Source organism: Candidatus Poribacteria bacterium (assembly GCA_021162805.1).
Taxonomy (GTDB): domain Bacteria; phylum Poribacteria; class WGA-4E; order B28-G17; family B28-G17; genus JAGGXZ01.
On record JAGGXZ010000003.1, the window covers coordinates 1 to 12,427 of the forward strand.

At 54.5% G+C, this 12,427-nt stretch carries 14 protein-coding genes; 1 reads left to right on the forward strand and 13 read right to left on the reverse strand.

The features are described from left to right. On the forward strand, positions 1-1,253 hold a 1,253-nt coding region (locus tag J7M22_00215), incomplete at its 5' end, for a T9SS type A sorting domain-containing protein (GenBank protein ID MCD6505020.1). Between the two features lie 128 nt (positions 1,254-1,381). On the opposite strand, the gene mog is transcribed toward J7M22_00215, so the two are convergent. The 13 genes from mog to J7M22_00280 all read right to left on the reverse strand — a co-directional run bounded on the left by mog (position 1,382) and on the right by J7M22_00280 (position 12,400). Next, complete coding sequence (gene mog / locus J7M22_00220; protein MCD6505021.1) at positions 1,382-1,900, reverse strand: molybdopterin adenylyltransferase; 519 nt, start codon at positions 1,898-1,900, stop codon at positions 1,382-1,384. A gap of 5 nt (positions 1,901-1,905) precedes the next feature. Then, positions 1,906-2,769 carry a VWA domain-containing protein gene (locus tag J7M22_00225; protein ID MCD6505022.1) on the reverse strand — a complete coding sequence of 288 codons (864 nt, stop codon included), beginning with the start codon at positions 2,767-2,769 and terminating at the stop codon, positions 1,906-1,908. A 122-nt stretch (positions 2,770-2,891) separates the two neighbouring features. Beyond that, the gene (locus J7M22_00230) at positions 2,892-3,821 is read right to left on the reverse strand and encodes a sugar kinase (GenBank protein ID MCD6505023.1); all 930 of its coding nucleotides are present in this window, start codon (positions 3,819-3,821) and stop codon (positions 2,892-2,894) included. Further along, on the reverse strand, positions 3,818-4,624 hold the full coding sequence (locus tag J7M22_00235; protein ID MCD6505024.1) for a prolipoprotein diacylglyceryl transferase: 807 nt from the start codon (positions 4,622-4,624) through the stop codon (positions 3,818-3,820). Before J7M22_00235 ends, J7M22_00230 begins: the two co-directional genes overlap by 4 nt. Continuing rightward, positions 4,624-5,034, reverse strand: coding sequence for a hypothetical protein (locus J7M22_00240; GenBank protein ID MCD6505025.1), 411 nt, complete (start codon positions 5,032-5,034; stop codon positions 4,624-4,626). The genes J7M22_00235 and J7M22_00240 overlap by 1 nt, the downstream gene beginning before the upstream one ends. Next, entirely contained in the window at positions 5,025-5,831 is an 807-nt protein-coding gene (locus tag J7M22_00245) for a DnaJ domain-containing protein (GenBank protein ID MCD6505026.1), read from the reverse strand. Before J7M22_00245 ends, J7M22_00240 begins: the two co-directional genes overlap by 10 nt. A gap of 186 nt (positions 5,832-6,017) precedes the next feature. Then, positions 6,018-6,968, reverse strand: coding sequence for a GDP-mannose 4,6-dehydratase (locus J7M22_00250; protein ID MCD6505027.1), 951 nt, complete (start codon positions 6,966-6,968; stop codon positions 6,018-6,020). A 5-nt stretch (positions 6,969-6,973) separates the two neighbouring features. Further along, complete coding sequence (locus tag J7M22_00255) at positions 6,974-9,217, reverse strand: FAD-dependent oxidoreductase (GenBank protein ID MCD6505028.1); 2,244 nt, start codon at positions 9,215-9,217, stop codon at positions 6,974-6,976. A gap of 4 nt (positions 9,218-9,221) precedes the next feature. Continuing rightward, the gene (locus J7M22_00260; protein MCD6505029.1) at positions 9,222-9,506 is read right to left on the reverse strand and encodes a type II toxin-antitoxin system mRNA interferase toxin, RelE/StbE family; all 285 of its coding nucleotides are present in this window, start codon (positions 9,504-9,506) and stop codon (positions 9,222-9,224) included. After that, entirely contained in the window at positions 9,503-9,730 is a 228-nt protein-coding gene (locus J7M22_00265) for a hypothetical protein (protein MCD6505030.1), read from the reverse strand. Before J7M22_00265 ends, J7M22_00260 begins: the two co-directional genes overlap by 4 nt. After that, positions 9,723-10,583, reverse strand: coding sequence for a N(4)-(beta-N-acetylglucosaminyl)-L-asparaginase (locus J7M22_00270; GenBank protein ID MCD6505031.1), 861 nt, complete (start codon positions 10,581-10,583; stop codon positions 9,723-9,725). Before J7M22_00270 ends, J7M22_00265 begins: the two co-directional genes overlap by 8 nt. 159 nt (positions 10,584-10,742) lie before the next feature. Then, positions 10,743-11,600, reverse strand: coding sequence for a methyltransferase domain-containing protein (locus J7M22_00275; GenBank protein MCD6505032.1), 858 nt, complete (start codon positions 11,598-11,600; stop codon positions 10,743-10,745). After that, positions 11,597-12,400: a class I SAM-dependent methyltransferase gene (locus J7M22_00280; GenBank protein MCD6505033.1), complete on the reverse strand. Its 804-nt coding sequence runs from the start codon at positions 12,398-12,400 to the stop codon at positions 11,597-11,599. The genes J7M22_00275 and J7M22_00280 overlap by 4 nt, the downstream gene beginning before the upstream one ends. Between the last annotated feature and the right edge of the window lie 27 nt (positions 12,401-12,427).

The following is a 12,427-nucleotide window of genomic DNA, read 5'->3' on the forward strand; positions in this document are numbered from 1 at the left end:
CAAACGTCAACATCAATGGGACGTTCACCATAGCGGGAGGGGCGACTGTAAGAGATGTGACGCCTGGGTCGGTGTATAACTTTGCAGGAGGATCTAGTGTGGTTGTCAACGGGACATGGAAGGTGACGGGCTCACCATCGGATCACATACAACTGCTCGGCCCCGGAGAAGGGGAAGGAGGATCGAGATGGACTCTGCAGGTCAACTCCAGCGGTCAGGTTGATCTGAACTACGTCGACCTCCGTGACTCAGAGTTGATCGTCCATGGTGGCAGCCTCAACGGTAAGAATGCAGGCTACACAGTCGTCAGCCTCGGCAACCTCTCACCCAGTTGGGGGCCGTATGACCCGCTTCCGGATTACGATACCTTCCCCTTCGGCGATGCGAACGGGGACGGATTCGTGGATCTGTTCGACTTCAACATCCTGGCCTCCGTCTTCGGGACGACCGATCCGAAGGCCGATTTCAACGGAGACGGGGTTGTGGATCTGTTCGATTTCGGCATACTGGCCGAGAACTTCGGCAAGAAGGTGGGAGGAAAGGCTCCGGCGGCACCATCTCAGGGGAAAGATTACTCCGGAGGGCAACTGGCCCTGAAGCTGCCCGAGAGGCTCCCGCACAGGGGCGATATCGTAGAGGTGGAGGTGGTTGCCCGAAACGCTTGGATGAAGGCATATGGTTTCGTGCTGAGCTACGATAGATCCCTGCTGAAGCTGATGGACGTCGAGGAGGGGGATTTCCTCGAAAATACCCTTTTCCTCTTCCATGAGGGCAGGGTGCTCTGTGCGAGTCGATCCGGCCCATCAAGGGGAGATGGAGTGCTGCTCAAGCTTAGATTCCGGGTGATAGGCGATGGCAGGAGCAGGGAAGGGATAGCGCTCAGGGACATACAGGTCGTAGATGGCAAGGGGCGTCTCGGAAGGTTGGGGGAGATACGCGTTCCCTTCTGCACTGCGCCGCACAGGACACGTCTGCTGGCCAGCTTCCCCAATCCGTTCAACTCTGAGGTATGGATACCGTTCCAATTGGCGGATGATGCTGAGGTGAGGGTGGAGATATACGATATATCGGGCAGGGTGGTTCGGGTTTTGGATCTGGGAAGGCTTCCGGCGGGATATTACGTCGACCGATCGAGGGCCGCGTATTGGGACGGGCGGAGCGGTATGGGGGAAAGGGTCGCAAGCGGGGTGTATCTGTATCGCTTCACGGCGGGGAGTTATTCGGTCATAAGAAGGATGGTGATACTGAAATAAGGAACGAGGAGCTAGGAGAGAGGAAAATCCGTTGCACGTTCAACGTTTAACGTTGTAACGTTTTCCGTTCCTGGTTCCTCGATCCTCGCTCCTGACCTGGGGCGGACGATTAAATGATGGCAGAAAGGCTACGGTTGCGGCGGTTCGTGATCCCCTAGATCGCCCTTGAGGACCTCTATCGCATGGGGCAGGGCGGCGATCACGGCTTCCAAACACTCCTTTGCACCTTTAGGGCTTCCCGGCAGGTTTATTATCAGCGTTCCACCTCTTATCCCGCAGACCGATCTGGAAAGCATCCCGGCGGGTGTTTTTCTGATGCTCTCCGCCCTCATCGCCTCCGGTATGCCCGGCACGATCCTCTCCACCACCTCCATCGTCGCCTCAGGTGTGACGTCCCTGGGCGAAAGGCCCGTTCCACCCGTCGTAAGCACCAGATCTAACCCTTCCTCATCGGCAAGTTTCCTGAGCAGCGAAGCTATCCGATCCCTTTCATCCGGCACAATTTCATATCGGAGAATTTCAAAGCGAGCTGTCTGACCTTTGAAACCCTCGAGTACATCCCTTATGGCATGATAGCTTCTATCCTCTCGCTCCCCGCGGGAGGCTTTATCGCTGACCGTGATCACACCCACGCTGATCCTTCTCATCCCTTTCACCTCGGTATATGAAGGAATATACCGCCGGTCTGTCCGGCGAGAATTTTATGATATGGGTCATCTATCCCTATGACTGTGACGGCTATTCTCATACGCCTGCACCTGTTCAGTATCTCTACAAACGGGAGACTTCCCTTCAACGGCTCGTCCGTGACGAGTATGAAATGCCGTTTTGCCCCTTTACGGAACTGAAGCTGATCCATAGCTTTATCTAAAGCGTCGAGGGCCCTTTCATCCCCATAACATCTGACATTTCGGAGCAGTCTTCTGTATCTGTCCACATCCTTTGTGAACGGGAAGACGAGCATATCCCTCCGCAGATATCTGAATTTGACCACAGCTATCCTGTAATCAAGTCCACTTGATTTGAGCGAGGCGGCCATTTCGTCCAGGTGATTCCCCACAGCCTTGATGTTATCCTCCATGCTGCCGCTTGTGTCGAGGATGAAGGCCACGTCGACGGCGTCGGCTTTTGATGAGTTCCCCATCCATGCGGCGATTCTCTGAAGCCGATCCGACATCTGAGAATCCAGATCGCCCGAGCCGGCGCTGTTTCCCCTGTTCTCCGCCTTCCCCTTTCCCTTCGATCCCTCCTCATTGCGGTAATCGGGCTCGCTCAGGCCGCCTATGCTCGGCTCCTCGAGCCCCATAAAGCTTGCAGGATCTATCAGGTTCAATTCCGTCTTCAGCGGCCTGGAGATATTCCGTGTATCCACGGAGGTGGGGATGGAGGCGGCGTTTTTCATGCCTCTGTTCAGCTTTGCCAACATCTCTCTGGGTTTTGCCCTCTTTGTGATCGAATCCCTGCCGAACAGCGGCCTTCGGACCTCCGGTCTCGCTTCGATTATATCCACCTGCATCGGTTTTGACCTCAGAGGAAGGGTCTCATCCATCCGATTTGGGACGGTGAAACGCCCCCATGGGAGGGTGAAGTTGAAGAGGCTCAGGAGGATTAAGGGCGAAGCGTGTATGAGGAGAGATATCAGGAGAGAGATAGATGTTCGTCTGTCCATCCCAAAAAGTCAAGCACCTCCTCCAGGGTGGGTATTCCGGCCCTGCCGCCCAATTTACGGCATTTCAGAGCGGCGACGGCGTTTGCGAACTCGGCGATCCTATCCAGCTCCCATCCCGAAAGCAGTCCATAGGCGAAGGCCCCGTGGAACACATCGCCTGCCCCCGTCGTGTCCACCACCTCCACCTTGAAGGCCGGCTTACGAACGATCGGGCCGCCATCGCAGCAGATACAGCCTTCCTCTCCCAGGGTCACGCCGGCGATTCGGGGGCCGAGATCTATTATGGCTCGGATCGCGCCTTCATAATCCTCGCTTCCCGTCAGATCTTTGGCAAAGCTCTTCGAGGCGATCACCACGTCACAAAGACCTATCAGCTCCTCGGATCTGCTCCAGAGTGTATCGGCATCGAGGAAAACGGTAACGCCTTTCTCTCGGGCGATCTTTGCGGCCTGGATGGACGCCTCCATCTGAAGGCCGTCCAGGTAGAGCATCCTGGCCGAGGCGATGAGCTTCATATCCACCTCCCGCGGTGAAAGCTCCGAGGCGGTGGATCTCGTCCAGAGGATCGTCCTCCTACCCGTTCCCCTTTCGACGATTATGAAGGCGAAGGGGGATTTAGCGCCCGGCTCGACGAGCGTCATCGATACATCCACGCCTTCTCGTTGAAGCTCTCTGAGCATAAAATCGCCGAAATCGTCGTCACCGATCTTGCCTATGAAGGCGACCCTCGCCCCCAGTTTTGAAAGCGTCACAAGGGCTGTGGCCGCCGGCCCGCCGCCCTGCATCGTAAACTCCAACATCTCCGTCTTCTCGTCGGCCTCGGGAGGGTAACTGGGAACGATCCCGAGGTAATCGACGGAGGAGTAGCCGATCCCCACGACGTCAAATCTCCCCCTCACCTTCCCCTCCTTCTGCCTTTCGTTCGTCTCGTCTCCTGTGGAGTAATCCTATGATTTTTAGCATACCAGACCAGAATCGCCCCTCCCCCTATCATCAGCAGGCTCCAGGTCTGAGGGTAGGTTAAACCGAAGGGTGTTTTAGGCGTCAGACGCCAGAACTCGGTTATGAACCTCTCGCATCCCCCCAGTATCATATACATCCCGAACAGATATCCCGGCATATCCTCCACCTTCTTACGCATATGCCAGAGGTAAAAGAAGATGGGCAGTGACAGGGCTATCTCATACAGCGGTGTAGGATGGACCCTGACGCCGGGCGGTGTCGGGACGGTGCCGTGAGGAAAGGCCATCGCCCAGGGCAGATTGGAGGGCGGACCGTAATCGCCGTCGCCTGAGAGGAAGCATCCCATTCTCCCTATGGCGTATCCCAGGGCTATAAGCGGTCCTATCGGATCGGCCACCTTCCAGAAGGGATTGCCTTTGCAGGAGAGCTTTATCGTCAGCGCGACCGCCAGGGCGGCCAACATCACGCCCCCATACCAGGTCAATCCGCTCCCCGTGAAGAGCGACGAGAGAGGGCTGTGGATGAACTCCCCGAAGTGCTCGAAGGCCCAATAGAACTTCGCGCCTATTATACCACCGGCGATAGCCGCTATGGTTATCCAGCTAGCCGTATTGCCGTTAACGCCCCTGCGGGCAAGCTCCTTCTGCAGAAGTATTGAGGTTGTGATGAAAGCCAGCGCCATCATCACCCCGAACGACCATACCGTTATCGGCCCTATCTGAAATAGTTTGGGATACATCACCTACCTCCTCTGGATTTGGCGAGCACCTCAAGCGGAGGTGTCTCCCTGTAAAAGACATACATCGGCTTGCCGCATTTCTTATGTGTTATCAGCAGCGTCTTCTCGTTGGGATAGACCTGGGGCTTAGTATCACCTCTGGCGAAGCCGGTGATGAAGGTGTTGACGGGTATCTTGATCGTGAACCTCCTGCCGCAGTTGACACATCTGATCCTCTCACGCCTGAGATTTTTGAAGGGTTTGGAGGTCAGGAAATAGAGGATCACGCCCACGGATCCGCCGATGATCACGTCAGTAAATATCTCGGCGTGTTTCCCTCCGTAATAGGCGAACAGGATGGTCGCCACCCCCACGCCCATCGCCAGGAAAAGTCTGGATGTCTCGGGTCTCAGCTTGTCCTTTAAAGCCATCTCATCATACCTCTCAAGCTCTTTCTGAGGTTCATCATGGACTTAAACCTCGCGCTCATAAGCTCCAATCGGAACCTAAGGGTTTTGATCTTCCCCCTCACCTCCTCGGCCATCCTCTCAAACAGATCTTCGCCCCGTCTTTTTGCGGCCTCGACCTGACATTTCAGCCTATACATCGGCGATCTCCTTATCCTTTCTATCTCCTCTTTCAGCTCGGCGATCACGCGATCCAGCCTCCTGTCCTGCTCCCTGAGCCTTTCGATCCTCCGCTTTTTGCTGGGCTCTTCGATCTCATCATCGACCTGCACCGAGAGCTTTCGGAGGAGCTGAAGATCGCCCTCCTCATAAGCCTTATTGATGATGGCCATCATCCGCTCGCTTTTCTCCTTGTCCTCAGCCTTATCGGGGTGATACTTTTTAGCCAACTTCAGGTAGAGCCTCCTCATCTCCTCCCGTTCCGTTCGATCCGATTCCCCGGGTTCGAATTCATCTTTGATCTTCTCCAACATCTCCTCCTGTTTCTCCACCTTAGCCCTCTCCCATTTCAGTTTCCCCTCTATCAGTTGATCGATCTCCTCCTCGGTCATATTCGGATTGGCGTTTGCGGTTTCGATCTTAAGCGAATATTCCTTCAGCTTCACCTTCAGCCTATCCAGTTCGAGGAGCAGTTTACCGATCATAGCCCCGTATTCCGCCTCAAAACGACGCAGATCGAGTTTCATCTCTTCAAGCTCCAGGCACAGATGGGCGATCTGTTCCCGTTTGGCCTCGATCTTCCTGCTCTCGATCTCTATCACCAGATCCTCTATGCTCTTTTGTGAGACGATCTCAAACCGGCACCTCATAACGTTACTATTATATCACAAAGGTGGTGAAATATGTAACTTGGAGGGTATTCTCGACTCACGATGACATTACTAAGCGAGAGTCAACTGGGCTTCTCAGCTTTGCCGGGATAGCCACATGAAGCAGGGAAGATGCTATTATTGATGATGTTTGAACCACCTCACAAACTCTCGAATGCCGACTGATATCTCCACTTTGGGAGAATACCCCAACATCCGCACCGCCCTGCTGATATCAGCACATGTCTCCGGAACGTCGCTGGGATGAGGTGGGAGGAACTTTAATCTCGCAGCTTTCCCTAAGCTCTTCTCCAAAAGTCTCACAATCTCCAACAACTCCACCGCCCGCGAGTTGCCAAGGTTGAACACCTCATATCCAAACGGCCTCTTCAGCGCCGAGATGATCCCATCCACGATGTCCGAAACATACGTGTAATCCCTCCTCGCCCTGCCGTCGCCCAGTATGGGCAGCTCCTCTCCCGCCTCAATTAGCCTCGCGAACTTATGTATCGCCAGATCAGGCCGCATCCTAGGGCCGTAGACGCTGAACAACCTCAAGCAGGTAACCGGGATGTCGTAGAGATGATGATAGGTATAGCACAATAACTCCCCCGCCTTCTTGGTGGCCGAATACGGTGAGATCGGCCTGCTCGTCTCATCATCCTCTCCCGTCGGCGCTTCGCGGATGATCCCGTAAACCGAGGAGGATGAGCCGAAGATAAAGCTCTTCAGGGATGCGTCCTTGAAGGTCTCAAGCAGGTTGAGCGTTCCCCTGACGTTCACCTCCTCATACAGAAGCGGCTCGCGGGCGGATCTCCTAACCCCGGCCCTTGCGGCGAGGTGAACCACAGCTCCGAACTCGTATCCCTCTCTGATCCGCCTGAGAGTTTTCAAATCCCTGATATCCCCTTCGATGAGGGTGAAGTTGGGTAGGTTCAGAAGGTTTGATATGTTTCCCCACTTGATTTTAGGGTCGTAGAAGGGATCGAAGTTGTCGAGGCAGACCACCTCTATCCCTTGGGAGACGAGCCTTTCGCACAGGTGTGATCCGATAAATCCGGCTCCGCCTGTGACCAGAACCGTCGAGATGTCGGTCAATTTCCCACCTCCTCGGCGTAATAGGCGCTCAGGATGATCTTGGCCGCTTTGAAGCCATCCCTTATCGCCTTCGTCACGTTTCCCTCCTCTATCAGATCTCCGCCAGCAAGGACCGATTCGCGTGATGTGGAGAGGTCATCCGGACTGACCCTGACGAACCCTCTTTCGTCCAAGATCAGGTTTTCGTCCTTGAAATCCGGAATCGCCCCTATAGCGTTAACGACGGCGTCCACCTGTAACTCGAGCTCATTTCCGTGCGAAAGCTCTCCATCTTTCATCCTCACGGCCCTCATGATGATTCGGCCTCGATCTCTTTCCATCCGAATCGGCTTTGTGAGGAACATGAACTGGACGCCCTCCGATTTAGCCGCTTCATACTCCTTTTCTAGGGAACGAGGTCCTTTTTCCCAGTACACCACGAGGGGCTGTGCGCCGTATCTCAGGAGGGTTCTCGCCGTGTCCATGGCGGTGTTTCCCCCTTCGGTGACGATCACCCTTTTACCCCTAAATCGCCTTATCATCTCCTCCACCCCCAGCTCCCTTTCCATCTTGAAGAGATCCTTGGACGAGATGGTGCCGCTCTCCTCCTCACCTGGTATTCCCAACCTTTTCGCCACGGTGAGCCCTGTGGCCAGGAAGGCCAAGGTATATCCCCTCTCAAATAGATCGTCGAGGCTGAGATCGCCCTCCTTACCGATGCTGATACCGAGCTCGAACTCCACGCCGAGCCGCTCCAGGTCGTTTATAAGGTCATTTATCACCTGATCGGCGGGAAATCTGAAGCGCGGCGTCTCCCAGTATGGTATACCTCCGGGATGATTTTCCCTCTCGAAAATGGTCACCGAACATCCCCGTTCAGCTAGCCTCCATGCTGCTGCCATACCTGCCGGTCCCGATCCGACCACAGCCACTCTGACCGTGCTGGGGAGCAGGTTCATCCTGAAGGGCGGAGGGATCTCATCGCGACTCTCTCTGCCCCATTGCCAGAGGAATTTGAAGATCTCCTTATTTCTTATCGAACATCTATGCCCCATCAGCCTACCGAGGAAACAGCTTTCCCTGCAATAAAGCTCGTCCTGGCAGAGGAAGGATGTGACGCCGAAGAGGGGGTTATCGGATCGAAGGGTCAGGTATGCCTCCGGAATCTCGCCCTCGGCTATCAGAGCCAGGATTTGGTTGATACGCACGTTCAGCGGGCAGCCGTTTCTGCAAGGTGCAGATGGACAGTGCAGGCATCTGCGCGCTTCCTCCACGGCTTCCTCCTCATGTATCGGCGGACAGGTCAGGTCGAAGTCTCCTATGAGCGATTCGCCCTTAAGGGTTCGTCTTCGAGGCTGAAGCGGCATGGCTCCGGAGCGAATGATCTCCTTTAACCGTCCGCCCACCCGTGAGTTAACGGCCATGAGCTTTACGGCCACGTCCACGTCGCCCTTGACATCCTCAGGTGGGGATTCGTAGATCGATTTCAGATATCCCACCAACTTCCTCCTCAGATCGTATGTTGACGATCTGGAGTAGAGCTCCGTTCTCTCTATGAATCCTCTGATCTCCTCGGGGATCATGCCGGATATATCCCCTCCGGCGGCCACCTTCTCCCTGACGAGTGTAGATGAGAGATGGGCGAGTCGCTCCGGAATCTCCATTGCCAGAACCTTATCGGAGAACTTCGATCTGGAGGGATGTCTCATAAATCGGAGCACGTCATCGATCGTTTTATCCCCCCTGGTGAAGACGATGAGCCGCGCTTTATCGAAAAGCTCCCCTATCTCTCCTTCGGGGTTTTCGTAATATTTGGGGTCGAATATCCTGACGAGGGTGTCGTATCCGACTATGAAGAAAGGAAAGACGTGCGGAAAGCTCGATCTTATCGCGCGGGCCTTATCCACGAATCTCCCGTGGCTGGATATGCCGACCCAGAACCTATCGTACATCCTGGCGACGAGGTGGAGCATCAGGAGTCTGTCGGTCAGAGTCGCTCCGAAGAGCCTTTTATCGACGTTGACCTTCGTCAACAACAGCAGTATCCCTCCCAGTTGGATCTCCTCTCTGGTTTTAAGGGCCATCTCCAGATGGGCGTTAGTTATGGGATTGAAGGAGGCGGAAAGCACGCCTAACCTTTCGGGGAGGGTCTCATGGGGGGCATACGTTATCTCGATCCTCGGCTGGCCGGAGGGATCGAGCTCGTCTACGAGCCTATCGAGCCTTAATATCTCATCTATACGATCGACCTGCTCGCTCATTACTCTAGTATACCTCATCGTGCGAACCAATATCGATCAGAATGATCATTTCCTTACCGGAATCAGGATCAGATTCAAAGGTGAAGACTATTCGACAGTCATATTCCACCCAGCAAGCCCATAAACCTTCCAACTGTCCGCGCAATTTATGGGTTCTTAAGGCTGGAATGAAGGGATCTTCCACTAACAGTTCCAAGACCTCAAAAATTCGATCTTTTAACCGGGGATTTCCCCTTATACATCGTTTAAAAGCCCGGCGGAAACTTGTATGCCATACAAGGGTTTTCATTCTTCTCTCAACAGATCATCCTTAAGATCCTCAATTGTTCCTCGGCATGCCTTACCCTCGCGCAGAGCTCTCAGGGTTTCTTCAGCATTATGAGCTATCTCCGCACGTCGTCGCTCTATCAATCTTCGCTTGATAAGCTCCACCAGAATCTCTTGATCTTCCGGTGGAAGCATCTCCACATATTCGATGACCTGTTGAAACGATAATCCCCCTCTGCTATTCATTTCCAACCTCCGGTTGTCCCGTGATCACCTCGCCGGGGGATCTCCATACGGCGTAGGAGAAGCCCTCCTTTGTGGCTGCCGCGCCGAAGGAGCCGTCTTTGGACAGGGCGATGAAAGCAGCCATGATCTCTTTATCTTCGGGCTTTTTACCTAAGATACGTCTGACGGCATATTCGCAGGCCTCCTGTGGCGAAAATCCGTCGCGCATCTTCTCGACGATCAGGAAGCTGCCGCAGAACTTCATGATCTCCTCGCCCACCCCCGTCGCCGCCGCTGCGCCGATATCGTTATCCACGTAGACGCCCGCACCGATTATGGGCGAATCTCCAACACGACCGGGGAGTTTATACGCAAGGCCGCTCGTGGAACACCCCACCGTTAGATCCCCGTTGGAGTCGAGGGCGATGAGGCTGACGGTGTCATGCGATTCGACCTCCTCGTTGGATTTCCTCCATTCCAGCCACCTCCTCCTGCTCTCTTCCGTCAGCAGTTCCATCTTTTGAAAACCACATTGTAGGGCGAACTTAAAGGCGCCCTCCCCCACAAGCATGACATGCCTGGTCAGCTCCATCACCTTTCGGGCGACCGAGATCGGGTTCTTTATGTATCTCAATCCGGCGACGCTCCCGGCGTTGTGGGTGGGGCCGTGCATGATGGCGGCGTCAAGCTCGACGTATCCACTGCTGTTCGGCAGTCCGCCGTAGCCGACGGAGGTGACCTGAGGGTCGTCCTCCACAACCTTAATCCCCTCCTCAACGGCATCCAGGGAGCTGACGCCTTCTCTCAGAAGCTCACCGGCTTTCAGGACGGCCTGTTTTCCGAACCACCAGGTGGATATCGCTATTGGTTTCATCTATCCTCGGTTTATACGCTGGGCTATTTGTATCGCGCCTATTCAGACCAGGGATGATCCCAGCAGGCGCTATTTCCCCGGCCATAAATTCATTATCCTCTCCCTCCCAGATCAGCCAGCACAGCTTGCAGAAGCGAATCTCCTCTAAGGTTTTCATCTTTAACTTGTCCCTCGGCTACGCCCCGGTTTCCTGTCCTCGGGGACCAAAAGATAGGGGATACCGTTTTTAATCGGATAGGCTATATCACATCTGTGACAGATTATCTCATTTCTCCTCCATTCCACCTTCCCCTTGCAGAGGGGACAGACGACTATATCCTTAAGCGTTTTGGCAGGCGGCTTACGTCGCCTTGCCAGGAAGGATTTGATCTTGACCTTCCATCTCTGAGGCATCGAGTTTTTGATGTAAGAGATGAAGAAGTCGAAGAGCGATTCCTCCGGCGCGTTCATCAGCAGCTCCTCCACCGCCTGAGCCGACTCCAGTTGGAGCGGCGACGGGTCGGGCGGCAGGATGGTGTAGTTTATCCTCCCCTCCCACTCATACCGCACGAGGAAGAGGTGGTGGTACCTCTGATGGAATCTGGCGAAGTCCTTATCGTGAGCTGCAAGGCAGTGGAAAAGCTGGCCGAACTGGTTTCCCCCCACCTTTTTCTGTATCACCAGCTTCCCGTTTATCAGGTTGACGATCCAATTATGGTACGGCCAGCCGTAAAGCCTCTCTGCGATCTCAGAGGGCGTCTCGATATATCCCCTGTAGCTAACCCTCATGAGCTCCTTAAGCAGCAGTTCGGGATCTTCAACGTGTTCCAGGACGTGTGAGCAGATGGTGTAGTCGAATGATTTATCCGCGAAGGGAAGATACTGTCCGTCTGCGGCGACGAGCATCCTATCGGCCACGATCGGTCCGCCGCGCTGCGTGTCATCCTCGATGAACTTATCGCATAACACATCCGATCTGATTTTTGGATCGTGGCCGCTGCCTATCTCCAGAACGAAATCGTCAGGTCTGATGTTCATACTCTATCGCCTGCCTTGTGCGGTTTTTTGAAAACCATGCTGATATAAAGCCCCATACGAGGCATGATTCGAGCCATGATCTTCCCCTTAATTCCCACTCCCACGCATAACCTTTCGATCCTGAATCCCCTGAGCTTGAAATATCTCTCGAGGTCTATCGGCGAGGCGAGATAGGAGCTATCGGAATCGCCTCCTATGACCTTATCGTCGAGATCCGGCTCGCGATATATAAAGCGAGGTCTTGCCGATAGCCTCTTTCCGATGGAGATGAGGAAGTTCTTCAGGCATAACTTTAGCCCCTCGCCTATCGATCCGGCCCAGACGATCTCATCATGTCGTCCTAAAGCCTTTTTGATCAGATCCATCAGCGGAAGTATAGGCGAACAGAGATTGGGACCGACGATCACGATTCTGCCCCCCGGTTTAACCACCCTCATCATCTCATCCAATCCCATCTTGACGTCCGGCAGGTGCTCGATCAGCTCGTTTGAACAGACGAGATCAAAGCTCTCATCCTTGAAAGGCAGCTCTAGGGCATCGCAGGCGATATATGAGAGATCGGGTCCGATCCATCTTGAGCTCTCCGCCAGGAAGAAGGGTGAGAGATCCGTCCCCACCACCCTATACCCTTTACGGGCCAACATCATAGATGAAAGCCCGTTGCCACAGCCCAGCTCCAGTATGAGCTCTCCTGGATCGGCGAAGGCCGAGACCAGATCGACATACGGCCTGAGATACCCCTCATCATGCCTGCGCAGGAATCCCAGATACACTTCGGAGGTCAGATAGAACCTCCGCATTTTGTCTCTTATCTCTTCTCCCTTCAC